Raw genomic sequence first — 24,252 nt, forward strand, 5'->3', positions numbered from 1 at the left:
ACTAGTTATTTAAGTATATAATGACTCTATTTTTAAGTTAATAATGTTGAAATATTTTCAAGAAAATTAACCAAAAATCAAGTGAGTTACTTGTTCATATTTTATGCCAGCATATGAGCAAAATTCTTCAATTGTTAGAAACTCATTTTCGAACTTGTTAAGGTCCTTTTTTACCTTTTGCATCAATCTAGTACTTTGACGATAACTTTTACCTGTTATTCGTTGTATGTCCTTTGGATAGATGCATACCCTCTGTTTTTCAATTTTCATACTTTATCTATACCTTTGATTAGGCTTTGACTTACTTCTGACTTGCAGAAATTCATCTGCAATTTAATCCTTTTTTATTAAACGTATTTATTGTGTTTTTATGTTTATTTAAGACACTTGTGTCGTTTTTGGACATATGGTACACTCATATCTTTTTCTTTAGCTAAATGTTATGTAAACTTTGTTTAAATCATTCGGAAAGTGGTTGCAACCTGTTGATAGAATGAAGGAGATTTTAAATGATTGTTTAATTAAATTTTTAAGTTATGGCTAGACAGAAAGGCATAATTAAATTAAAAGGTACTATCGGAGATATTACTTTTTATAAAACCCAAGACGGACATTTAGCTCGTGAGAAAGGTGGAATTGACGCTAGCAGAATTGCAAGTGATCCTGCTTTTCAAAGAACACGTGAGAATGGTTCGGAGTTTGGAAGAGCTGGAAAGGCTGGAAAGCTTTTAAGAACAGCTTTTAGACCATTACTATTGAACTCTGCTGATGGTAGAATGGTGAGTCGTTTGACGCAAAGAATGGTGAAAGTTATTCAAGCGGATTTAGTAAGTGAGAGAGGTTTAAGAAACGTTATTGATGGAGAAGCTGAATTGCTATTTGGTTTTGAATTCAATATTCGTGGTAAGCTGGGAACTTCTTTGTTTGCTCCGTTTGTGGCTTCAATTGACCGTGTAGTTGGAGAAATCAAAGTGGATTTGGTATCATTTATTCCTGCAAACATGATTGCAGCTCCAAGTGGAACAACTCACTTTAAAATTATTTCTGGAGGTGCAGAAGTTGATTTTGAAACTGAAACTTTTGTGGTTTCTAGTTCTGAAACTGCGATTTTACCTTGGGATAATACAGCTACCGCTGCAATAAACCAAGTGAATGCTGTAACTCCAGCAAGTACAAAACCATTGTTTTTGGCTGTTGGAGTTGAATTTTATCAAGAAATTAATGGACAAATGTATCCTTTGAAAAATGGTGCTTTTAATCCGTTATCACTTGCTAAAGTTGATGGTGGTGTGTAATGGTTATTCATTTAACTAGAACTTATTTCCCTGACGGAACAAACGGAAAACTCGAATGTGATGGTAAATTTATTTGTTATACGATTGAATTACCTTGGAAGAATAATGAAAAGAGAGTTTCCTGCATTCCGGTAGGGAAATATTTTATTAGAAAGCGATATAGTCAGAAATTCAAATGGCATTTAGAAGTTTTAGATGTAGCAAATAGAAGTTTTATTTTACTTCATCCTGCTAATAATGCTTTGAAAGAATTGAATGGTTGTATTGCTCCCGTAACAAAACTTTCTGGTCCAGGTTTAGGATTAATGTCTCGAAAAGCATTTGAAAAGCTTAAAACGTTAGTTTATCAAGCTTTGGACAATAAAGAAAGTGTTGAATTGATTGTTGAATAGATTCCCATTTTCTTGGAATGAAAAAATATAAATTATGAAAAAAATAGTAAATAGAGCTACAGCTCCTACTCCAAAGTTTTTTAAAGTGCTTCGAAATGTTGGTTTGGTTTTGGCTGCTGTTGGTGGAACGATTTTAGCTGCTCCAATCGCCTTACCAGTATTAGTTACAACAATTGGAGGTTATATGGCAGTTGCTGGAGGAGTTTTAACTGCAACAAGCCAGCTTACTACAACAGATGACAGCGAATAACCATACTCTAATGGGAACCGCAGGTGGTACATTTTTAAGCATGGTACCAAATATAAATTCTGAAGATATAGCAAAAACAATTGTTTTGGCATCCGTTGGAGCAATTGTCAGTTTTACTATATCTTTACTGCTTAAAAGTCTACAAAAAAAGAAGCACAGAAAATAAGTTTAGCCCAAGTTGTGGTGACCTTTGGGTTAAATTGTAAAATGCCTTTTCCAAATGGATTAGGCATTTTTTTTTAGAATTCTCCGAATTGATTGAGTACTACCTCAACTACTACCACATCAGAATTGCACCAATATAACTCGTTATATTTTGCATAATCTAATGCTTTGATTCTACTATCAAAAGCTCCAAAAAACACTCTTGAAGCTCTTGATTTCCATGTGTCCGTTTGAAATAACAAAAAGATGCTCATAATTATAAATTTAAAAGTTAAAAAAATATTATCTATTGCAATAGCGATGTAAAATCACTCTACGCATATCATTAATAAGATTTAGATTTTCATTGAATCGTTTTTCAGATTGTTCTAAAAGCTTTAAAGTTTGAACGTTTTTAAGGTGTTCTTCGTGGTCTTTTATCTCTTGGTTGACTTTGTTTGAAAATTCTTTTCTAACATCGTGTAAGCGTAAAAATGGAATTACTGAACCACAAAGAAATTGATGCCAGAATTTAGTTTTCCAAAGTGCATAAGCAGTTAAATTGATATTATCAAAATCTTCGTTGTTCTCGAAAATGATAACAAAACTATTAGTGAATGGCTCATTTGAAGGCTTTCCACTGTTCAATCCTTTGTTTAAAATGAATAGGTGTGGATTTTTGTAAATCGTTCCTTTAGTGTATGTTTTAATGACAAATTTTAGCATAACATCGGCTTTTAAAAATTGGTTATATTTTCAATTTTCTACGGTGTTTCTTATGAAATGCAGGTGTGTCTCGCTATGCTCCACCCATAAATTTTTTCAAAAGAAAAAAAGAAAAAAAAGAAAGCCGTCATTTCAAGTGGAAGGTTTCAAAAAAGCAAGTTTTTCGGATAAAATACTACCTGATAAGGTGGAGATTTTATCCGAAACCCGTAGGGCTTGAACTTGCTTTTTTGTAAACCTGGAACTTATCTTTGCTTCCTTTTTTTTATTTTTATTTTTTTGAATTTCAAAACAATAGTTGTTTTGAAATCGGGTGTTTTTTTGGTAACGTTCTATCTAACTTGATTGTGTTTTGGAATGTGGTAGTTCTTAAAAGGGTATTGAAATTTAAAACAGGATAAATAACCATTGGCAAATTATAGATAATGCTTTTATCCTGTTTTAAATTTCAATACTCTTTTGTGGATTTGATTTTTGAGGATGCATTGATAGTGTTAAGTAATCAGTTGTTAGTGTTCAGTAAAAATGTGCTTATGGAAATGGGAAGCATCTTCAAAAAACAATGCATAAACTATCCTAGTGCGATGAGGCAGTAGCGCAGGCAAGTGTGTGATTTTTTATTTGCTTATGGGATTGTTGTGATTGCTTTTATGTTGGATAGATGCCTTTTTTTGAGTGATTAGTAATTAGTGATTAGCTCTTGTGGAAAGGATTAAGGCATCTGGCCAGCGTGAAAGCAATGGAGTCTATGGTTTGTAGCAAATAAAAAAACACACTCTTGCTGTCCCTTTTTGATTTTGTGGGTGCCAGAAAGTAATTATGAATGTAAAATTATGAATTATGAATTGGGTTGTTTTGGAAATGTAGCACGCACAAAAACAATGAAAATACTACCTATGTCTGCGGTTAGTTTATAAAACAATACTGCTAGTCATGCGATGTGATATTTTTCTAACAATTTCAAATATTCAACGGACTTATGAAAGTGGTTTGTGAAGGATGCCTTTTTTAAAAACCGGCTGGTGCGAGGAAGTTTTTAAAAAAGGTGTCCTGGAGCAAACCACACGAGCGTTGGCTGTGCGGCTTTTTTACATAATGTTATTATAGTGCATCCGTTATTCTCTTTTGGAATTGGGATTTTGATTATGCACTATAATGCCACATTATGTAACTAAGCTTGGGAGAAAAAATTACTGGCATGAGTTGCGAAGCGTACGTGTTTTTGTTTTGAGCGTTGGGCAAGCTCTTTGGCTGATGGCTTATTGGAATTTCATTATTAAACAAAAGGTTATTGCCAACAGGCAAAGTGCTTGATGTGCGTTGGGACAAAAACCATGACAGTAATTTTTTTAGGAGCGTTGATAAAGGAGTGGCAATTGGAAAGAGATTTTAATTCATTTATTTTAACCTTTTCTACCCACTTATGGTAATTTAAAATGAATAACCCAGTATCCACCTTTAGCAACGTTCATTCTTTCTAGTATGCCTAAATCTTTTAAGAAAAGCAAGTTTTTGTCAATAGCAGAAAGGCTTAAGCCAATATTCTCTGATAGCTCACGAATGGTGATTATACTGTTTTTATGAATATTTTTTAGAATATCAACTCTATTTTCCGTTAAGTTTTCTACCCACTTTTCGAAATTTTACATTTTAGAATTATTTGTTTAAAAAAAATGTCCCAAATATTTACTATAAATGGGACATATTATACTCTTTGAAGAACAAAATATTATTCTATTAACTTATTTGGATTAATAACAGGTAATATAAAATTACTTAAAGCTGTACCTTGAAAACGAGTCATTAATATTCCTCTTGACGTTGAATATGTAATTGCAGCTAAAGCATTTCCTAATGCAGGACTAATTGTAACTGTATTGTCTTCTTCTAACTTGGTTAATTCTTCAATATTATCGACATGAAAAACATAAACAAAACTGAACGCTCCGATTGCTTCTTCGCTATCTTCTTTTTCACTTTTGGTTTCCACATTTACAGAAAAATCAGCTTTAACTAATTTATCTGGAATATTAAATCCCAATTCAAAGTTCACATTGAAATTGTGTCCTTGCACTTTTTCATCTTCAAAATCGAATGGACTATTAATTTGTCCTTTTATGATTTTAAAATCAACAATTTCAATTTTTTCAGGTTGTAATAAATTAGCTGACATTTGCTAATGCTGTTTTATTGTTTGTTTTTGATTTTTTCCATGCACTGGTATATGCTACATCAGTATTTATAACATTGTTTTTATACAGTGTTACATATCCAGTTGTTCCCATTGGCTTGCGTTGTGGAACGTTAATAATTGTTTCCCCAAGTTCTGCTTCAAGTTTAGCTAAAGAACGCAACGTAAAGTTATGTTCTCCTACTAACCATTTGTTCACTTCGGAAGGTCTTTTCTCTAACTTATCTGCTAAGTCTTTTTGGCTAAATCCTTTTGCTTTTAACAATTGATTTACTCGAACCACGATATCAGCATACAATCTCGCGAAGATTTTTGTTTCTTCCGATGTTTCTGCTAAAATTCTTTGTGCTACTTTGCTTCTCATTGTTTTGGATTTTTAGAGGATGATTTCATCTGAACCATCATAATTAGTAAGTTTTCTATGTTTTTCATTTACAATTATTGTTCCATCGTGTAAAGCTTCATTAATTCGTTTTGCGAATTCACATGCTGCTCTCCATTCTAAATGCAATGAACTTGTTTGATTTGTTGGACCATCTTTGATGCCTCCATTGAAAAGAATAACTATATTATTTGTGATTTTTAAGGCATATAATCGTAATGGGAATTCAGGAAAATGATAGGTAATATTTTCGACTGTTCTTTTTCCTTGTACAGGTAATCCTTTGACTTCGTTTTCATCTCTATTGAATAATTCATCTATTGCTCCGTGATCATTACCAATTGATAACAATATAAAAGACAACAATTCTTGATTTGCTTCTTTATATTCTGCTAATGCATCATACTTTTCAAAGAATAAATCAGTTTCATTTGTCTCAACATCATCATATTTTACGGTGTAAAAAGTGCATTTAGCAGCTTCATCATCCCATATTTCTAGAGCAAATATATTCACTTTATTATTATTTTGCAAACAAAAATACACTTTTAAGTGTATTTTATGATTATTTAATATACTATTTAGTTTATTTTTTCAAATGTAAGAATACTATTTGTTACTTTAAAACTATTTTTTAATATGTCTTAAATTAGTTAGATAATTTCAAAATACTCTTCTTTAGAATTTTTATTGTAGAATTTAGCATGATTTATTACATAGCCGTTATATCCACTATTTTTTAAAATCAGTTTGCTTAATAAAGTATATAACTTAGCACTTGCATAGAGCATTTTATTGTCTATCTCTTTGCTAGTTCTTGTTGTTTCATTATTCATTAAAATATTACCATGTAATAAATCGTTTCTAAAATCAATTGCTGCTTCATCTGCACAAGAGAGTTTGATTTTTAATTGATCAAAAGGTTGTCGTAATTTTTCAGCATTTGTTAATCGTTTGGGATTTATGGGTTTGTTTAATTCGTTTATTCTTCTTCGGATTTTTATTTCAGCATTCTCATCTATTTTACCTTTATAGCTATCTATAACCGTATTTAAGTCGCTTTTTATATTTTCAAATAGTTGTTCTTCGGTTATTAATTTTTCTAATTTGGTTTGTTTTTTTGTAATGATATTAGCAAGAGATTCTAAAATAACTGAAAAGACACCAGGCATTGAAACGACCGATTTTAGATGGCTTACTTCCATTAAAAAAATTATGGCTACCGAAAAATCTTCATTGTTTCTAATTTGTATTATGAAATTTGAAATTACTTCTATAGGTATTACTTTTAATTTTCCGTAATAATTGTCTGCAATATTCTTTTCCTTATGCAGTTTTGAATATGGGTTGGAAGTTACTGGATGAAAAATAGATTTTAATGATTTTCTAGCTAGTCTTTTATAAATGAAATTTTCTCCTGAAAAAATATAGTTTTGACCACCGGGCATGTATCCTATTAAAAAACCAATTCCTTTTTGAATGGCATAAGAATCTTTTTCAAATACTTCTAACGATGATGGTTCTAAATTTTCTATTACAAAATAGCTTTTATCTTTATTTTTATATTGTGTTATGTCGTATCTGTTTTGATTTACACTCGTTCTAACACAATCAAATGCCCAAATATTTATGTCATCATTTTTAACTGTTTCTAGTTTTGTGTGGAAAAGGTTGGTTCTTTTTGAATTATCAAAAAAGAACATTCTAAATAATGCAACTTTGTTAATATCTCCTTTGTAAACCTTGTCTATGTCAAAAGTATGTTGTGCTGAAACATCGGCCAAGATATCATTACAAGGTTCATTAAAATCTCTTGATTGGAATGTAAATTCTAAATCATCAATTGCTACTTTTATTTTGTTGTCTGGACAGTACTTAAAAACTCCATCATAAACTAGTTTAAATTCTTTTTTTGCTTTTGTAATGTGTGCTTTTCCCTCACAATTATCAATAATGACCTTGTGTTTTTTAAAACTTTCAAACTTTTCTATACAAGATAATTCTTGAGTGAAATTTTTAATTTTGGGTTTTTTCATTATTCTAAATGTTTTTCGTACAAATTATTTTGAAGAATAATATCTAAAAAAATATTTTTTCACAATATCTTATAGCTTCTGGGCAACGCACAATTATTGAATCTTTGATGTCCTCATTTGAAAACCAAACTAATCGATATTCATTTTGATATTCATACTTATCTAGTTTTAAAAATAATTCTATCCCTTTAGTAATTTCCTGAAATATTTGATAGCTTGAAGGAATATTAAAGTCTAATGAATTTAATATTTTGCCTTCTTCACCTTGTAAAAACTCAACTCTAGATGATTTGTAATTGCAAAATCCTTCAACACCTGATTCTACATAAGGAAGTTTTTTAGCAATTTCAAAAGCAAACATTGATGGGTCTTTAATTTTAATTGCACCAACCGCATTAAAATCTTTAATTAGTGTATCATTTATTTTACTTGTAGTTGACATTACAAAAGCATTTAAACCTGCTTCATATATGACATGGCTATTTCTTGAACCATTACCAAATTCACCAACTATTGCGTGACCTTCTTCTTTGTCACCTTGCATTTCATCTGGATTTTTTTTAAAATTATTGAAACAACTTAGCATTATTTCGCCTTTCTCGAAAAAGTTATTTATGTAGTCAGCATTGTCTAACAATCTATAAACAGGTTCGATTTTAATATTCCATTTTATCCCGAACGACCTAATGTGTGAACTATAGTTGATCATTTTGTTTGAATTGATATTTTATAAATTTTCCTATTATTTGTTTTTGGTGTTCTTTATAATTTAAAATAGAGGTGTATCTGATTTTGGTTTAATCAAAGGCATTTCAACTTTTAACATAACAGGCATTGGAAAATCAACACCCATTAATATTGCTTCTCCAGAGCCTAAAACAGGTAGAAATGATAGTGTATCTCTGTTGGCTGACGAACAGGCATTTGCAATAGCTTCTTTATCTTGATGATTAATTAATCTGTGAGAAATAAAAGTCCCTATTTGACTTAAAGTACCATTAGGAATGTCTCTGGGCATTTGTGTTGCAATACAAAGAAATAAACCATATTTTCTACATTCTTTGGCAATACTATCAAAAGAACTTAAATCCGTAGTTTCGAAATATTCGTCTTTAACCTTTTTATTTAAAAATTGATGTGCTTCATCAACAAATAAAACAATAGGACTTTCCTGAAATCTTTTATCTCTGGCTAATTCTAATAAAAATTTACTAACTGCATTTGCTAATATTTCTCTTGCTTGAAAATCAAAACTTACCTGTTCGAATCCAATCCTAAGGATATTTAAATCACCATTAATGAATTCATTAATTCCATTTATAAGTTCAGAAGGATCATTTTTTTGCTTTTCAAAACCAAAAATCTTATTAAATTCAGGGTTATTTATTAGATTATTTACTCTAAGTATTAAGCTTATACAGTTTGTTGCATGATTATTATTTATCCCACCCCATTTATGATGGTTATTAAAATCTACATCATTAATACATTCTTTTACAAGTTGAAACGAAAGAGATTCTATATTAAAATCTGAATTTAAACCCTCAATTTGATTTAAAAATTTTGAATATACTCTATTGAAAGGTCTTATTAATTGTCCTGCTTTTAAAATTGTATTATTACTAACTTTTATTTCTTCTCTTATTACATCAGTTATTTTAATTGAATATGTATTTTCATCAGGTTTGGTTATAAAATCGTTATCAATATTATTCTCTAATATTCTCAGAATTTTCAAGGACTTTATGGCTTCCATTAATTTAGGCGATTGCACTTGACCTGATGGTCTAAGAAGAACAAATAAATCAGAAACAGTTAAATTCGAATAATGAAAAAAAGCATCATTTGTCAGTATTAATGGTTTACTAGCAATTTCATTGTTTATATCAAAATTTGAATACTCTCCGGTGGGATCAATAATAATTGCTTTGCTTTTGTTTTCAATCATTCCTTCTATTAATTTGCTAACGGTATAGCTTTTACCTCCACCTGTTGTACCAACAATAGCACAATGTCTACCAAATATGGCTTGCTGAGATAGTTCAACAATTGTTGATTTATCATAGGTTAATCTACCTAATTCAATTACTGGAGCTTTATCTTGCTGCTCTTTTTTTACTCCAAAACCTTTAAAATAACCTTTAATAAACTCCGATGAACATATAAATACTTTTGCTCCAATCATTGGTAAAGAATTTAATCCTTTATCAATATTTGATGGTTCAAAAAGCTCGAATGACAACAGGATTTCTATTTTTCCAGTTGGATGAAATTCTTTTGTATTAAATGATTTTTCACTTAATTCAAGTCGTTCTTTTTCAGGCAAACTTAATTCAAGGATTTTGCCCAGAAAACCATATTTTTCACCTTCGATAACTACATAACTTCCAACTAAGCCACCTTTTAGCTCTTCACCATAAAATGTAAAAGATTTCATTAACACTGACGATGGGAAGTGAACTTTTACATATTGAGGTGTGACTTGGTTTATATATCCAATAAAATGACTGTGATTAAATGGATTACTACTCATATTTATAGTTGTTTAAATTGAGAATAATCTTTTTAGCATCTTCCTGGTTGTACGATTTTAAATCGGGATAATGCTTTGCAAAGTCTTCAAAAACTTCATCAATTAAGACAATATTATTGTGGATTTTAGCTGCTTCAAAAATTGGCTTAAATGAATTTGAGCAACTATCAATTTCTTTATTAACAACCATTAATTGAAATCCTGGATTTTGCTCTAATGCTTCAATAATAGCTGTTACAATATGTTTATCATTAAAACTAAAACCTATACAAATTAACAATGTATTTTCATTTCGTAAGTTTTGTTGAAAACGCGACATCATTTCAAAATATGGTTGTTCGTATGAACTTTCATATTTGCTATCTTTAGGATAAATCATTAATGATTTTTCTGGCTCATCTTTTTGAATAATTTGATTTTCTTCTTTAGTCCAATCAACGGATCCGTGTGGTTTGTATAAATGAAACACTTTTTGAATGAAGTTATCTTCTTCTTTCACACGGCTTGAATTTCGTGAAACTATGTCCAATTCAAAATTTCGACCACTGAAAGTTCTTGGATGTGAAAATGAGAAACCATCTATAATAGTAAAATTCTTTTCTCGTCCAGCTTGTTCAAATAATGTGTCGTAGTTTAATGTAAAGACTTTTACTCTAGGATTTGTTACTTTACGTTTTGCAATTTTTTCAATAAAAAGAGAATGTGGAGCATTTTGAGGTAATTTTAAGGTGCAGTTTGTTTTTATAACTTCTTCTACTTTCTTTATAACATCTTCAATAATAATTTTAACTTCTCCTTGTTTTGGAGTATGTTCTACATAATTCTTAGATATATTTGCTAATGAAAGAAGTTTTTCCAAGTTTTTAACATATTGTTCTTCTTCTCCTTCATTTTTTATAAACTTATCTTCATACTTAACTAACTTGCAAAATTCATGAAGTGTTTCTTCCGAAATTACCTCTTTAACATCATCCCAAAGTTGGGCTAATAATCTTCCTTTACGTTCTTTTTTTTCTTCACCAATTTGAAGATCTTTTCCAATACCAACAGAAGATCCAGCACCAGTTAGTATAATCAAATTTTCGAATTGATTATTCAAAAATTCGGAATATTTTTCTCTTTTTGTAGCTATAGCATATTCTAACTTATTTGGATTATTTTCATCAAACTGATGTATAACACCATCAATATATACTTCAACAATTGCATCTTCAGCACCATATTGAACTTCTACAGATTTTTTTCCATTTAAATAAATGAATTTTTTACTCATGATTTCTTGTTTTAGCTATTATTGATAATCTCAATTTCCTCCTCACTCAAACCATACAACTCATAAACCATTTCATTTATATTGTCGTCTATTTGATTTATTTCGGATATTAAGTTTTTAGCTTTGGTTTTGTTTTCTTCAAATAACTCTATCCAATCGAATTCGTCTTTTTTTGTTAATGAAGTTTGGCTAGTTCCTTTTATTGCTTTGTTGAGTTCTGAAATGAATTCTGTAAACGATAATTCGTACCAGTTTTCTAACTTTCTGGATAATTTTCCTAGTTTGTATTGCCCTGACAAATAATTTAAAAACTTATTGCTTAATTTATTTATTTCATTTTTTTTCTCTAAAATTCTATCCACAAGTTCTATAATTTCTTCTTTACTTTCAATTATTTTAGGAACGGGAAATTCTTTTAGCCAATGAAGTCTAATTTGAGGAAATGTCTCTTTTTTAGAAAAAGCATTTTCTTTAAGTAAAAAATTAGCCAATTTGGAATTCAATATGGCTAATATTATTTTTAAATTATAATTTGTGTCCCAAACCCCAAAATTAAAGAGACTTTGTTCGTTGTAATAATTATTTTTATCTATTGTTGCTACAATTTCATTTCCAGTTTTACGAATTAAAATTTTTTCTCTATTAAACATTGAACTATCTCGCAATCTAATATCTGATGCATTGTAACTTTCTATTCTTGCTTTATCTCTACAACAATATAGACCGCTCCAACTCAAAGAAAATTTCTCTATATCTTTCCCTAAAAGAATGGGAAAGAAAGTATCATCAATTTTTTCATATTGGAATGCAAAATCTTTTGCAGGTCCAACTATTTTCACACCATCACTCCATATTCCAATTTTTTCTAAAATCGTTGAATTTTTATTTATTTTTTCAATTAGAATATTATTAATAGTATTGTTAGCTAAAGGAATGATAAAAGAATTTGTATCTATAGACGAATATTTAATTTCATTAAACAATGTACTATTATTTAAAAGGACATTTGAATTCAAAAAATTTATAACATTAAATTTTTTACCAGTGTTAATAATAAAAATTAATGAGTCTACTGAAGCATCTTCAAAAATATCTTTTCCTAAAAAGACAACTTCATAAAGTTCATTATTTTTTAAGACTAACTTTCGAAGCTTTGTCGCTTGCAAAATTGAAAGCCATGTTTGCGGTGTTATTAAAGAAATAAATGAATTTTCTATCTTAACCAGTTCAAAGCATTTTTCAATAAATAGTTGATATAATTCAAACTTACCTTCAGAAGAAGAGAACCTTTTTTTTATATATTTTTTTTCATCATCATTTACAGAACTGCTTCTACCTGCATAAGGAGGATTTCCAATAATTACATCAAAACCACCTTTATCAAATACTTCAGGAAATTGTTCTTTCCAGTTGAAAGCTTTTTCACCTGCTATGGCTTTGTTCTCTATCAATGAGTTGCCACATTTGATGTTTTTGTTTAAGCTTGTTAGTTTTCTTTTGGGTTGTGCTGTTCGTAACCACAATGAAAGCTTTGCAATTTCCACACTTTCCTCGTTGAGGTCTACGCCATAAATGTTTCGTTCTAAAATGTGGTTTTCAATGTCTGGAAACACCAAGAAACCGCCAAAAAGTTGTCTGTTTAATTCGTCTAAATATGTATGTTCTTTGATTAAAAAATCTAATGCTTGGTTCAAAAATGCACCAGAACCACATGCTGGATCACAAATTGTGATTTCTAACAGCCAATCGCGATAGTCTTTTAGTTGTTGGTCTAATTTTTTTATTGTTGTTTCGTGACGGTTTTTTCGACCTTTTGCATACTCTTCGTCTGTAATCCCTATTTCCTGTTTTTTCTGGGTACACAGTTTTCCAATTGTATTGTCAACAATGTATTTGGTAATGTATTTTGGAGTGTAAAATACTCCGTCTTTTTTTCGTTTGGTTTTTTGTTTATCGAACGATGTTCCTTCGATTTCTGCATTAATGCTTTCAATTTCGTTTAAGGAATGCTCGAATATATGCCCTAGAATATTTACATCTACTTGACTTTCGAAATGATAGGTTGTAAGGTGTTTTGTGTGACGTAATAATAAATCATCATCAATTGTTATGGTGTCTAAAATAGTATCTGGTTCAAATAATCCACCGTTGTATGCAAATATTTCTTCTTTTTTATCTGTTCCTTTTCTCCCTGTATCTAGGTATCCAAAATATTGTTTGTATCTGTCGTATAATGGTACCTCAACATCTAATTCTTTTAATGCTAACCATTCGTTGTTGATGGTTGTGATTGTATTGGGTGTTAATAATCCTCTATCTTCTGCAAATAGTATGAAAAGGAAACGGTCTAATAGTTTTTGCGATTTTTTGAATAATGTTAGTTTGAAGTTTTTTTCGTTACTATCACGAAACAAAGCATTATTTTTATTCTGTTTTACTAAATCGCGGTACAATTCTCTTTTGAATAAGGAATAATCCCCATATAGTTTATTGGTAATGTCTTTTTCTTCAACTATGGAAGCTTCTTTTATTTTTAAAGGTTTATCTGCTACTATGTTTTCTTTAGCCAAACAGAGGTATAACAATTCGAATTGTTGGTTTGTTAGCGTGAACAAATTGAATTCCTCAAACCAAACAGAATCGTCTATATAAAAACGTAGTTTCTCGAAATTTGAAGTAACCACATAGGTACAACCCACATGATTGGATTTGTAATCAAATGCTTGTTGCCTGATGCTTTCTAAATCTTTAGTATCTGTACCTTTTAATTCAATAACACCAATTGCTTTACCTCCTTTAAGCATAGCACCGTCAGCTTTTTTTGCACCTTTGAGGTTTTTGAATTCCGTAGTTAGATTGAATTTTGGAGTTGGATTTAGGGTATATCCTAAAATCTCCACAAAAAGTTCTCTAAGAAATCCTTCTTGAAATTGTTCTTCTTTGCTGTTTCGGATATTTTCTTGAATAGTCGAATTGTGGAAGTATTTGCTGTATTTTTTGTATGCTTTTTGAACTTTGTCTGTATCTTGTTGGCTCAAATATTTATTGAGTACAGATGTTTGGAATAATGCCATGTGGTAACCTTAAAGTTTAGATTACCAAATTAGTAAAAATTTATGGATATTGTAGGAATAGTGAATTGAGTTTTTAACAGTTTTATAATTTATGATTTGTAGTGAATTCGTGCGTTTAAACCTCACCATTTTACTATGAAAGATAAGTTGATATTTCATTTGCAATTTACTACAGAATGTGTAGTGTTTCGCTAATAAAATATTAGTTAAGCTTTGGCAGTAAATTGGTTTTGTTGCCGAAAGTTAATTTTCCAAGTAAATATCAATATAGGATTTTAAATTGTATAATTCGATTATATCCTCTTGGTTACCTTCTAATTGGGCTATTTGAATAAATGCAATATCATTAGCAAACGACTTTTCTCCAATTAAGTGTTCTAAATGTGTATAAACTGCTTCTCTAAGTTTAGGGTTTTCTTTATGGACTATGTAGTTTTTGAGTAAGACTCTAATTCCTAAATCGGTTGGTTTGTTTGGGTTTTCTAGTGGTATGAAATACATTTCGCTTATTCGTATGGTGATGCCGTAATAATCTAATGGTTTGTCTGTGCCGTTTTCGTATTTTTCAATATTTGTTTGAGGTTGGAGGAATGCGGTTGTTTTCCAACGGTTTAATTTTGGTGCGTGGTGGACCAATAACTCTACTTCTTTGAATAAATACGGATTTCCATTTGCTGTGATGATTATTTCAGCTTCTGATTTTTTGTTTTTTATAATGAGGTCTAGGTCTTTGTTGTATTGATGCAAATAATATAATAGTTTGTCTAATTGCATTTTTAGGTCGTCTTTTGGGATTTCTGTAAGGAGAAGGAAAACGAAATTGTTTTGTTGGAAGTAGTTCCAGAAGGTTGTTATTGTTTTCATGTTGTTACTTGTTATTGGAACGCGGATGAAACGGATGCTTCGCAACGCGGATTTACACGGATTTTATCTTTTGTCTTGGGCTGATTTTTCAAATGCGATTAAATTTACCATATCCCTAAGCCTAGAGCGAACTCGATTGCCGTAATTTTTTTCTATTTCTGTAGCTGATAGGTTTGTGGTGATATGAGTTAATAGTTTTTTAGAAATGAATAGATCATAACGGCTTAAAATTATTTCTGCCATTACATTGCATTCGTTTCCAAAATACTTGATGTTGTTTTCTGTTCCTAAATCGTCGAAGCAATAGGTTCTTGGTTCTGCTTGGTATAATTTTCCTTTACTGTAGCGATGTATGACTTCGTAACCGTCTTGTATGAATTCAAAGCTTATGTCTCTACATGGTTTTACTGAAAATTTATTTTCTGTTTGTGCCAGGTATTTCATTAGGTTCATTAGTGATGTTTTTCCACAGCCTATTGGTCCAGAAAGTAATAGACCTTTGTTGAGGTTGATGTTATACTGAAAGCATGTTGGTTCGTCTTTGAGGAAATAGGCAATGAGTTTGTAAACGATTGGATAATCTGCTTCTTGTATTTTGAAATGATTGCCGTATAGTTCGATGCCTTTTGCTTCGAGCTTATTAATTATTTCTGGGTAGTTGTAGTGGGTTTTAATTTGTGTTTCCATTTTTTATTTTTTTAACCATACTTCGACAGGCTCAGTACAGGCTCGAAGCATAGAATTATTATTTTAAAAAAGTCGCTTTGCTCTGGATAGTTTATCATAGTTTTTCTAGCTAAAGCGAAGTTTTTGGAACACTGATGACACAGATTTGACGGATTAGCACGGATTTTTTTAATCACATAGATTGAGATACTGAAATGAATTCAGTACAAGCAAGATCAGGTTAAAGTGGTTCTGAATAGTCTTTGTCTGTTCCTGTGTTGAGGTGTTTTGCTCGATTAGGTGGTGAATTGGTGGTGTTGTCTTTAAAATTAATGCTGTTTAATATCCAATTTTGTGCTGCTGCTTGCCAATCGACCATTGGTGTTTTACCACCAACTAACCAACCGTTGCTTGAGAAGTAATTGAAAAACTTTTGTGCTTCTAGTTCCGGAAAGTTGTTTTCTTGGAAGTAGGATTTGACAATTTGGAGTGTTGGATTTGATTTTTGAGTGCGAGGCACTTCGACAAGCTCAGTGTGACAACTTTCATCTTTCTTTTTTTCGCGCAACTTTTTTTGCTGACTGGTTTCAGTGTGCTCAGCATTATATTCAGCGAATGCCGGAGAAGACGATTTTGCTTTTTCATTAACTATTTTTTCCAGCATTTCTTTTTCTTCTTTTTTAGCGGAACTTTTTTCTTCTTTTAAATTTTCGTTTTTTAATTGAAAATTTTTTATTTCTTCAAAATTTTTTGCTTGCTTGTTCAAGTTTGAAACGTTTTCAATGTTTAAATTGTTTGTATTGTTTATATAGTTTATAGAAGGTACTAGTGCTTGTTCAGTACTTGTTTCATCACTAGTACAAGACTTGTTTAGAGCTTGTTCATCAACTTGTTCAAAAAGAGGTTCAATTTTTGGTTTTCTTTCGTTTTTTTGAATGGGTTTTAAGTCGTGTGAAAAATTGAATAAATACACATGACTTCCTTTGAATGGATTATAGGATGGTTCGTAATTGATGTATCCTAAACTGTGTAAATTTTTAAGGCATTTATGATAGGTTGCTTTCGAACTAATTTTACTGATACGCATAACCTCATCACGAGAAATGCTGATTGGATTTTTAAAGCGATTGCAATTCCAAAATTGGAATAAAGCTATGTATAAACTCACGTGTGTTGGATTAAGTGTTTTGTCTATTGCTACTTTTTCGAAAAAGCCGGTTAGGTGTTTTATGTAGTTCATTTTGCTAGTGATTAGTAATTAGTGAAGAGTGAGTAGTGAAGAGTGAGTAGAAAAGATTGCTTCGTTCCTCGCAATGACATTACTTGAACAGGGTTGGAACTGCATTTACTTTATTGCCGTTTAGGAGTTTTTCAATGTCTGAATTGTCATAATACATGATGCCACCCACTTTAGTATATGTTAGTGTTCCGTTGATTCGAAGGTTTTGTAAAGTACCTGGAGAAATGTTTAACAACTTTCTGACTTCTTTGGATTTGAGCCACTGTTTTGTTTGTTGTGGTTTGGATTGTATGATTTCTTTTAAATCATTTAGAAGAAGACTACGAAATTCGTTTAAGTCTTCGCGTGTGATAATTTGCTCACGGAACATTCTATTGTTGTTAGCTGTGTTCGCGAACCTGTCGGTTTCAATTGCCATAACTTGTGTTTTAAATTGTTATATTTTACCGATTAACACCCAAAATGACCTTAATAAATCGGTCTTTTTTCCTTTCTTCTTCAAAAGAAAAATAAAACGTAACAATGGTTATGCTTGATTTTTCTTTATTGAATAAAGAAAAATAGCCTCAATTTCTTTAAGGCAATTTTGAATATTAATCGGTAATACAAATTTGTGAAGTTTGATTGATTTTATTTCACAACCTAAACACAAGTTGTGTACGATTTTTTATTAAAATAATACAAAGTGCTTTGTTTTCTAGTTTTATTGAATTGAATTTATCTAAAGTATAAAATTCAATTTTGGAAATTAGATGAAAATCATGGGTTTTTAAGCTGATTCACAACCTCAACACAAGTTGTGTGTTTTTGGAAAATATTTAGGTGTAAAAAGGTTATTTACTTTCATTTTCTTCTTCTAGTATTTGCTTTTCTAATACTTCTGAAAGTTGATTGATGAATTTGGAACGACCTGTTTTTCTGTTTTTAATATCAATGTAAAAACGATAAATATTTTCTTCAATATCTTGATTGAAAATTTTACCAAAGAATAAAGCTAATTCCTTAATATCAGTGCTGCCGTTGTTAATTTTTTTGGAATGATGTAAGGCATAAATTAATTCGATTAAATCAATTTTAGTACCAGTCCAATTAACTGTTTGTTGTATGGATGGATGAACTATTGAACTATTGTTTTCTAATTGTTCTATTTTATTTTCTAGATAATTGGTCAATATATCGTTGGCAATCATCACAGCCATATTATAATCATGAGTGGTACACAATTTCACATCGTAATTGATTAGAGAACAATCTCTTTTTAAAATGTTAGCATCACAATTTCTCAAGAAATAAATTTTGTCTTTATGTGAAGCTCTTGCTCTATAATATTCATAGAACTTTCTATTCTTATTGGTGTTTTCTTGAATTAAATTTAAAGCATCTTCATAAAATTTAATCTTATTCTTTTTTGAAGTTGGTAAGTTCGTTTCTATACTTAAAACTGTTTTGTAGTAGATAAGTTTTGATATAAATATAGGTTTCAAGTCTTTGAAAAAATATATTTCTTCTTCTGGAGAACTAAATTTATGTTTTTTTAGCCATTTGAATAATTCCTTACTTCTAGTTTCAATTAATTCTGTGACTTTATGTGCAATGACAATACTGTCTGAATTTGTAGTTTTAATGTTTTGATACTCCTTTTCAAATTCACTAAAAAAATTCAGACAATACTCATTCATTTTAATACAATTTAGGTTAGTTTGTATAAAACTTCATTGTGTTAAAATTATTGTTAAAATAGCTAATTATTTTTAGTTGTTTAAATAAATAAATTTGTGTTTTAAATTTTTATAGTTCTTAATCGTAATGCATTAGCAATAACTGATACAGAACTAAAGCTCATTGCTAAAGCTGCAATCATTGGAGAAAGTAATAAACCAAAAACTGGAAATAAAACACCAGCAGCAATTGGAATTCCTAAAACGTTATATATAAAAGCAAAAAATAAGTTTTGTTTGATGTTTTTCATTACAGCATGACTTAGGTTTTTTGCTTTTACAATTCCTTTTAAATCTCCTTTTACCAAAGTAATTTTTGCACTTTCAATGGCAACATCGGTTCCTGTTCCCATTGCGATTCCAATATCAGATTGTGCTAATGCTGGAGCATCGTTTATACCATCCCCTGCCATGGCTACTATTTTACCTTTGGCTTGTAACTCTTTGATGTATTCTAATTTATCTTGTGGTAAGCAACTTGCTTTGAAATCTGTTAAATTAAGTTCAGAGGCAACAGCTCTTGCTGTATTTTCATTATCACCAGTTAGCATAATAACTTGAACTCCTTGTCGCTTTAACTCGTTAATAGCTTCTAAACTTGATTTTTTTATAGCATCTGTAATGGTTATATATCCTACTACTTTTTTATCGAAAGCGATGTAAGAAACTGTTTTACCTAACTTTTGTTCTTCAATAACTTCTTGTTCTATACTTGAAAAATCTTGAATACCTTCTTGCTCTAAAAGTTTTTTGTTGCCTAAACTGACTTTTTCATTGTCAATAAATCCTATTACTCCTTTTCCTGTTATAGAGTCAAATTTTTCTACTTTAAAAAAAGTACTGTTTTTAGATTTAGCAAAATTTACAACTGCTGTTGCCAATGGATGTTCGCTATTTTGATTTAGAGATGCAATTTTTCCTAAAGTGGTATTTTCATCTACATCTTTTGTAATAATTTTTTCAACTGATGGTTTTCCTTCAGTTAGTGTTCCTGTTTTATCGGTTATTAAAACATCAATTTTATCCATTTTTTCAATGGCTTCTGCATTTTTAATTAATACACCTGATTTTGCTCCTTTACCAACTCCAACCATAACTGACATAGGTGTTGCTAATCCTAAAGCACACGGACAAGCAATAACCAGAACCGCAATTGCATTTACAAATCCATAAACCAATTTAGGTTCTGGTCCAAAAATCCACCAAGCAAAAAAGGTCATAATTGATATTAAAACTACAATGGGAACAAAATACTTTGAAATTTTATCTACTAAATTTTGAATGGGAGCTCTCGAACGACTTGCATCTGAAACCATTTGAACAATTTGTGATAATAAAGTTTCTGAACCTACTTTTTCGGCAATCATTAAAAAAGATTTTGTTCCGTTTATGGTTCCAGAACTTACTTTATCGTCCATTTTTTTATCTACTGGAATAGGTTCTCCAGTAATCATTGATTCATCAATGGTGCTGTTTCCTTCTGTAATGATTCCATCTACAGGAATTTTTTCTCCAGGTTTTACTCTAACTATATCTCCCTTTTTAATGTCGTGAATTGAAATTACTTTCTCTTCACTATCAATCACTAACGTAGCTTCGGTTGGTGCTAATTTTAATAACTCTTTAATAGCTCCACTAGTTCTACTGTGTGCTTTGGCTTCTAACAATTGCCCTAACAATACCAAGGTTAAAACTACAGCTGTAGCTTCAAAATATAAATGGACTGTTCCTTCTGAAGTTTTGAATTGGTCAGGAAAAACAGTTGGAAATAATAATCCGATAATACTAAAAACAAAAGCGACTCCAGTTCCAATACCAATTAAGGTAAACATGTTCAAATTCCAGTTGATTATGGATTTCCACGCTCTTTCAAAAAACATCCAACAAGCATAGAAAACAACAGGAATCGTTAATATAAATTGAATCCAATTCCAATATTGTAACTCCATAATTTTGTATAATGGGTTATTTGGAATCATATCAGACATGGTTATAATAAAAATGGGCAAGGTGAAAATTGTAGCAATTTTCATTTTATTACCTAACTTTTGATAGGTTTTATCTTCTTCAGATTCGGTTGGTTCCATTGGCACTAAATCCATTCCACAAAAAGGACAACTTCCTGGTTTGTCTTGAATGATTTCAGGATGCATGGGACAAGTATATTGTGTGTTTTGAATTACCGTTGGTTGTTGTACTAAATCCATTCCACAAACAGGACAATCACCCGCCTTATCATACACTTTGTCACCTTCACAATGCATGGGACAATAATATTTACCTGCTTGATGGTTGTGCTTTATTTCTTCATGTTTGTGCTCTTTTTCTCCAGTAGAACAACAACTTTTTTGAACTACTTCTTTACTAGAATTATCTGATAAAGTAATTTGATATTTACTATCTTTTCCTCCTAAAGCATTTTGTAAAACTTCTATTTCAACATGTTTAGACATGATAATGGTTGCTGCTTTGTCTTCTTTAGAAACTGCAACTTCTGTGATATGTTCAACATTCGACAAATCTTTTTTAACTTTAGCTTCACAACCTGAACAGGTCATTCCTGTAATTGTATATGTGTGTTTCATCTGTTTAAATTTTATTTTTTAACTAGTATATATGGAGTCGCTTTTTTAATCAATGGTGTTTGTTTACATAAACTATCTAATAATAGCGATTTCATAATTTTGTTATTTTAATAAATTGTCAGTATTTTTTAATTTACTTATATTCAATAACTTAATTCCTGTTATTTTGTTTATTAATAATGTAAATTAATACCAAAACCTAACCCCATATCACTATCATAATGTGTTGAAATTCCCAAATTTCGAGTAACGATATACTTAAATCCTGTCATATATTCCTTGTCAGTATTTACCATAAAAGCCCATCTTAATCGTGGCGAAATAGGAATATCCTCTCGCATTAACTGAAACCGTACATTTCCGTCCGTAAAAACTTCGCCTTGTAGTTTCACGAGCATTGGCAAAGTATATTCCGCTCCCAAACTCAAAACTGCTCTTTGGTCTTTTGTATTGTTTTGTCCAAAAATGTTTTTTTCAACTTCGCCATTTTGTTCTCGGTAACGCCAATCAAAACCTACAAATGGCATAAACCATTGGTTTTTGCCAATGTATCTTCCAATATGCGTTTCCGTTTCGTAACCGTGTTCATCGTGATAGCCCAAACGCCATTCCGTTCCAAAACTCCAACGTGTGTTTTGCAACATTACCATTCCATCGTTTCCGTTTGTCGCAAAGTCATTTTCCGCCATAAAATGAAACTTGTTACTTTCAGATTGCAATATGTTGTAAGCCTTTTTTTTGTTTGGCAAATACGGATTTTCATAATCACCCGTTGAAAAAACCCTATTCATTCCAGCCATCATATGATACAGAATGTGGCAATGAAAAAACCAATCTCCATCTATATTCGCTGCAAATTCTATCGTGTCGGTTTCCATTGGCATTATGTCGATAACATTCATCATTGGTGCATATTCTCCTTGTCCGTTCAATATTCTAAAATCGTGTCCGTGAAGATGCATTGGATGTCGCATCATCGAATTGTTATAAAGCGTAATGCGAACATTTTCGCCTTTTTTAATGAGGATTTTATCAACTTCGGAAAGTACTTTGTTATCCATACTCCAAACGTAGCGGTTCATATTCCCTGTCAGTTCAAAACGTAATTCCCTAACTGGTGCATCTTTTGGCAATGTTGTGGGTTGTGGTGCTTTCAACATTCCGTAATTCAAGGTTACAATATCTTGGTTTGAATTCATTGAATGATTTGAATGGCCCATTTTATCGTCCATATCCATTTCGTCATTCATTTTCATTTTAGGATTACCCGAAATTTCAGGATACATAACCGTATTCATATCCATTTGCTGATACGACATATCCATTCCCATATCGTCCATACTTCCGTCCATATTCATCATATCGTTCATCATTTTCATTCCCTCAAAATATTTCAGTTTTGGCATTCTGCTTTTAAGCTGAATTTTGCCATTTCCTAAATATATTGAAGTTGAACCTGTACGGTCTTCTGGTGTTGCCAAAAATTCATAAGCAATATCTTCGTCCGGTATTGTAACTACAACATCATAAGTTTCTGAAACGCCAATAATCAATCTATCGACTTCAATGGGTTCAACATCGTTACCATCGTTGGCTACTACAGTCATTTTTCCACCTGCATAATTCAGCCAAAAGTAGGACGATGCTCCTCCGTTTGAAACTCTTAGACGCACTTTGTCGCCTGCTTTAAATTGAGAAAGTTGACTTTCTTTTTTACCATTGATTAGAAACTTGTCGTAATACACATCGCTTACGTCCATTGCTAACATTCGTTTCCATTCGTTGGTCAATTTTGTTTTAAAGTGTCCTGCTTTTATAGCTTCGGAATAACTTTGTGTAGTTCCTTTTTTTATTGCAGCCCAATCGTTTGCGTTAGCCAACATTCTGTGTACGTTTTCAGGTTTTATGTCTGTCCATTCACTCAAGATGATTGGAACTGCTGGCAAATCGTCAATTCCTTTTCTAAACGTTGGGTCGTCTTTTTTCTTTAATAAAACCAACGAACCGTACATACCCAATTGCTCTTGCAATCCACTATGGCTGTGATACCAATGAGTTCCGCTTTGTATGACTTGAAAACGATATGTAAAAGTTGCGTTGGGTTCAATTGGCATTTGTGTTAAATACGGAACGCCATCTTCTTTATTGGGAAGAAATACTCCGTGCCAATGTAAGGATGTGCTTTCCTTTAATTTGTTGTGAATGACAATTTCCGCAATATCACCTTCAGTAAAAGTTAATGTTGGCATGGGTATTTGACCGTTTACCGCAATCGCTCTTTTCTCTTTTCCTGAATAGTTGACAATAGTGTCCGTAACCGTTAATTCATATTTTACAATATTTTGAGCCGAAGTTTTACTTGTAATGAACAATAGTAAAATGATAATAATAAATCTGTTATTTTTCATTTTCTAATCGTTTTATCATTACTTTCATTTCCTCGATTTCCTTTTTTTGAGCCTCGATAATATCTTCTGCCAGTTTTTTGACTTCTGGATCTTTAATATCTGCTCGCTCACTTGTTAAAATTGCAATAGAATGATGCGGTATCATTGCCTCCATCCACAAAATATCTCCAATGATTGGTTTTTGAGTTCGGACAAGAAATAGGGCAGAGCTAAAAACTATAAAGCTGCCTAACAGTATTGCGATATTTTTTTTCTTGTTTTTATACATATTTCGCATAAAAAACCACATAATTACTGCCATTGTTGAAATGCCCAAACACGTCATATAAAAACGTGTGAGACTAAAATATACGTGGTCTATTGCATAAGTGTTTAAATACATTGTGATGTACATTGCTACAAAAGAGCATCCTAACATTAGAAAAAATATTGTGTATTTATTGTTTTTTTTATGTGTTTCTGAATTTTCCATCGT

The 24,252-nt window shown here is 31.0% G+C and carries 21 protein-coding genes and 1 pseudogene; 3 read left to right on the forward strand and 19 right to left on the reverse strand.

What is annotated here, in order from left to right:
• Positions 1–536: 536 nt before the first annotated feature.
• From ACFO3U_RS10575 to ACFO3U_RS10585, 3 genes are read left to right on the forward strand one after another with little or no spacing between them, the layout of a single operon-like run.
• Positions 537–1,295, forward strand: coding sequence for a hypothetical protein (locus ACFO3U_RS10575; RefSeq protein WP_379741810.1), 759 nt, complete (start codon positions 537–539; stop codon positions 1,293–1,295).
• The gene (locus tag ACFO3U_RS10580; RefSeq protein WP_379741814.1) at positions 1,295–1,687 is read left to right on the forward strand and encodes a DUF5675 family protein; all 393 of its coding nucleotides are present in this window, start codon (positions 1,295–1,297) and stop codon (positions 1,685–1,687) included. Before ACFO3U_RS10575 ends, ACFO3U_RS10580 begins: the two co-directional genes overlap by 1 nt.
• 34 nt (positions 1,688–1,721) lie before the next feature.
• Positions 1,722–1,937, forward strand: a complete 216-nt coding sequence (locus ACFO3U_RS10585; protein ID WP_264558352.1) for a hypothetical protein — start codon at positions 1,722–1,724, stop codon at positions 1,935–1,937.
• A gap of 239 nt (positions 1,938–2,176) precedes the next feature.
• Here ACFO3U_RS10585 and ACFO3U_RS10590 read toward each other — a convergent pair whose 3' ends face one another.
• The 19 genes and pseudogenes from ACFO3U_RS10590 to ACFO3U_RS10680 form a co-directional block, all read right to left on the reverse strand.
• Complete coding sequence (locus ACFO3U_RS10590; protein ID WP_379741817.1) at positions 2,177–2,356, reverse strand: hypothetical protein; 180 nt, start codon at positions 2,354–2,356, stop codon at positions 2,177–2,179.
• Between the two features lie 28 nt (positions 2,357–2,384).
• Positions 2,385–2,807 carry a DUF6943 family protein gene (locus ACFO3U_RS10595; RefSeq protein WP_379741820.1) on the reverse strand — a complete coding sequence of 141 codons (423 nt, stop codon included), beginning with the start codon at positions 2,805–2,807 and terminating at the stop codon, positions 2,385–2,387.
• A gap of 1,421 nt (positions 2,808–4,228) precedes the next feature.
• Positions 4,229–4,423, reverse strand: a pseudogene (locus ACFO3U_RS10600) (winged helix-turn-helix transcriptional regulator); the annotation flags it as partial.
• 113 nt (positions 4,424–4,536) lie between these two features.
• Entirely contained in the window at positions 4,537–4,980 is a 444-nt protein-coding gene (locus ACFO3U_RS10605) for a hypothetical protein (protein WP_140963774.1), read from the reverse strand.
• Positions 4,970–5,362, reverse strand: a complete 393-nt coding sequence (locus tag ACFO3U_RS10610; protein WP_379741823.1) for a helix-turn-helix domain-containing protein — start codon at positions 5,360–5,362, stop codon at positions 4,970–4,972. Before ACFO3U_RS10610 ends, ACFO3U_RS10605 begins: the two co-directional genes overlap by 11 nt.
• A gap of 12 nt (positions 5,363–5,374) precedes the next feature.
• Positions 5,375–5,896 carry a hypothetical protein gene (locus tag ACFO3U_RS10615; RefSeq protein ID WP_379741826.1) on the reverse strand — a complete coding sequence of 174 codons (522 nt, stop codon included), beginning with the start codon at positions 5,894–5,896 and terminating at the stop codon, positions 5,375–5,377.
• Positions 5,897–6,033: 137 nt separating this feature from the next.
• Positions 6,034–7,416 (reverse strand): hypothetical protein, encoded by a 1,383-nt coding sequence (locus tag ACFO3U_RS10620; protein ID WP_379741829.1) that lies wholly within the window; start codon positions 7,414–7,416, stop codon positions 6,034–6,036.
• Positions 7,417–7,459: 43 nt separating this feature from the next.
• Positions 7,460–8,125, reverse strand: a complete 666-nt coding sequence (locus tag ACFO3U_RS10625; RefSeq protein WP_379741832.1) for a hypothetical protein — start codon at positions 8,123–8,125, stop codon at positions 7,460–7,462.
• A 60-nt stretch (positions 8,126–8,185) separates the two neighbouring features.
• A complete protein-coding gene (locus ACFO3U_RS10630) occupies positions 8,186–9,949 on the reverse strand; it encodes an ATP-binding protein (RefSeq protein ID WP_379741835.1) in 1,764 nt (587 codons plus the stop codon).
• The gene (locus tag ACFO3U_RS10635; protein ID WP_379741838.1) at positions 9,942–11,222 is read right to left on the reverse strand and encodes an SIR2 family protein; all 1,281 of its coding nucleotides are present in this window, start codon (positions 11,220–11,222) and stop codon (positions 9,942–9,944) included. The genes ACFO3U_RS10630 and ACFO3U_RS10635 overlap by 8 nt, the downstream gene beginning before the upstream one ends.
• An 11-nt stretch (positions 11,223–11,233) precedes the next feature.
• Positions 11,234–14,296 carry an Eco57I restriction-modification methylase domain-containing protein gene (locus tag ACFO3U_RS10640; protein ID WP_379741841.1) on the reverse strand — a complete coding sequence of 1,021 codons (3,063 nt, stop codon included), beginning with the start codon at positions 14,294–14,296 and terminating at the stop codon, positions 11,234–11,236.
• Between the two features lie 243 nt (positions 14,297–14,539).
• Positions 14,540–15,160: a hypothetical protein gene (locus ACFO3U_RS10645; RefSeq protein WP_379741843.1), complete on the reverse strand. Its 621-nt coding sequence runs from the start codon at positions 15,158–15,160 to the stop codon at positions 14,540–14,542.
• 63 nt (positions 15,161–15,223) lie between these two features.
• The gene (locus tag ACFO3U_RS10650; protein WP_379741846.1) at positions 15,224–15,847 is read right to left on the reverse strand and encodes a P-loop NTPase family protein; all 624 of its coding nucleotides are present in this window, start codon (positions 15,845–15,847) and stop codon (positions 15,224–15,226) included.
• A 220-nt stretch (positions 15,848–16,067) separates the two neighbouring features.
• Complete coding sequence (locus ACFO3U_RS10655; protein ID WP_379741849.1) at positions 16,068–17,066, reverse strand: transcriptional regulator; 999 nt, start codon at positions 17,064–17,066, stop codon at positions 16,068–16,070.
• A 79-nt stretch (positions 17,067–17,145) separates the two neighbouring features.
• Positions 17,146–17,484 carry a helix-turn-helix domain-containing protein gene (locus tag ACFO3U_RS10660; protein WP_379741852.1) on the reverse strand — a complete coding sequence of 113 codons (339 nt, stop codon included), beginning with the start codon at positions 17,482–17,484 and terminating at the stop codon, positions 17,146–17,148.
• Positions 17,485–17,899: 415 nt separating this feature from the next.
• Positions 17,900–18,745 (reverse strand): RteC domain-containing protein, encoded by an 846-nt coding sequence (locus tag ACFO3U_RS10665; RefSeq protein WP_379741855.1) that lies wholly within the window; start codon positions 18,743–18,745, stop codon positions 17,900–17,902.
• 101 nt (positions 18,746–18,846) lie between these two features.
• The gene (locus ACFO3U_RS10670) at positions 18,847–21,369 is read right to left on the reverse strand and encodes a heavy metal translocating P-type ATPase (protein ID WP_379741858.1); all 2,523 of its coding nucleotides are present in this window, start codon (positions 21,367–21,369) and stop codon (positions 18,847–18,849) included.
• Between the two features lie 173 nt (positions 21,370–21,542).
• On the reverse strand, positions 21,543–23,777 hold the full coding sequence (locus ACFO3U_RS10675; RefSeq protein ID WP_379741862.1) for a multicopper oxidase domain-containing protein: 2,235 nt from the start codon (positions 23,775–23,777) through the stop codon (positions 21,543–21,545).
• A complete protein-coding gene (locus ACFO3U_RS10680; protein ID WP_379741865.1) occupies positions 23,767–24,249 on the reverse strand; it encodes a DUF305 domain-containing protein in 483 nt (160 codons plus the stop codon). Before ACFO3U_RS10680 ends, ACFO3U_RS10675 begins: the two co-directional genes overlap by 11 nt.
• Positions 24,250–24,252 lie beyond the last annotated feature (3 nt).

The organism is Flavobacterium ponti (assembly GCF_042652765.1).
Taxonomy (GTDB): domain Bacteria; phylum Bacteroidota; class Bacteroidia; order Flavobacteriales; family Flavobacteriaceae; genus Flavobacterium; species Flavobacterium ponti.

Excerpts from the sequence above, each read along its gene's own strand:
- ACFO3U_RS10670 (WP_379741858.1), bottom strand. The coding sequence starts at position 21,369 with ATGAAACACACATATACAATTACAGGAATGACCTGTTCAGGTTGTGAA.
- ACFO3U_RS10635 (WP_379741838.1), bottom strand. The coding sequence starts at position 11,222 with ATGAGTAAAAAATTCATTTATTTAAATGGAAAAAAATCTGTAGAAGTT.
- ACFO3U_RS10655 (WP_379741849.1), bottom strand. The coding sequence starts at position 17,066 with ATGAACTACATAAAACACCTAACCGGCTTTTTCGAAAAAGTAGCAATA.
- ACFO3U_RS10575 (WP_379741810.1), top strand. The coding sequence starts at position 537 with ATGGCTAGACAGAAAGGCATAATTAAATTAAAAGGTACTATCGGAGAT.
- ACFO3U_RS10675 (WP_379741862.1), bottom strand. The coding sequence starts at position 23,777 with ATGAAAAATAACAGATTTATTATTATCATTTTACTATTGTTCATTACA.
- ACFO3U_RS10665 (WP_379741855.1), bottom strand. The coding sequence starts at position 18,745 with ATGAATGAGTATTGTCTGAATTTTTTTAGTGAATTTGAAAAGGAGTAT.
- ACFO3U_RS10625 (WP_379741832.1), bottom strand. The coding sequence starts at position 8,125 with ATGATCAACTATAGTTCACACATTAGGTCGTTCGGGATAAAATGGAAT.
- ACFO3U_RS10645 (WP_379741843.1), bottom strand. The coding sequence starts at position 15,160 with ATGAAAACAATAACAACCTTCTGGAACTACTTCCAACAAAACAATTTC.
- ACFO3U_RS10650 (WP_379741846.1), bottom strand. The coding sequence starts at position 15,847 with ATGGAAACACAAATTAAAACCCACTACAACTACCCAGAAATAATTAAT.
- ACFO3U_RS10605 (WP_140963774.1), bottom strand. The coding sequence starts at position 4,980 with ATGTCAGCTAATTTATTACAACCTGAAAAAATTGAAATTGTTGATTTT.
- ACFO3U_RS10590 (WP_379741817.1), bottom strand. The coding sequence starts at position 2,356 with ATGAGCATCTTTTTGTTATTTCAAACGGACACATGGAAATCAAGAGCT.
- ACFO3U_RS10630 (WP_379741835.1), bottom strand. The coding sequence starts at position 9,949 with ATGAGTAGTAATCCATTTAATCACAGTCATTTTATTGGATATATAAAC.
- ACFO3U_RS10620 (WP_379741829.1), bottom strand. The coding sequence starts at position 7,416 with ATGAAAAAACCCAAAATTAAAAATTTCACTCAAGAATTATCTTGTATA.
- ACFO3U_RS10680 (WP_379741865.1), bottom strand. The coding sequence starts at position 24,249 with ATGGAAAATTCAGAAACACATAAAAAAAACAATAAATACACAATATTT.
- ACFO3U_RS10595 (WP_379741820.1), bottom strand. The coding sequence starts at position 2,807 with ATGCTAAAATTTGTCATTAAAACATACACTAAAGGAACGATTTACAAA.
- ACFO3U_RS10585 (WP_264558352.1), top strand. The coding sequence starts at position 1,722 with ATGAAAAAAATAGTAAATAGAGCTACAGCTCCTACTCCAAAGTTTTTT.
- ACFO3U_RS10640 (WP_379741841.1), bottom strand. The coding sequence starts at position 14,296 with ATGGCATTATTCCAAACATCTGTACTCAATAAATATTTGAGCCAACAA.
- ACFO3U_RS10580 (WP_379741814.1), top strand. The coding sequence starts at position 1,295 with ATGGTTATTCATTTAACTAGAACTTATTTCCCTGACGGAACAAACGGA.
- ACFO3U_RS10660 (WP_379741852.1), bottom strand. The coding sequence starts at position 17,484 with ATGGCAATTGAAACCGACAGGTTCGCGAACACAGCTAACAACAATAGA.
- ACFO3U_RS10610 (WP_379741823.1), bottom strand. The coding sequence starts at position 5,362 with ATGAGAAGCAAAGTAGCACAAAGAATTTTAGCAGAAACATCGGAAGAA.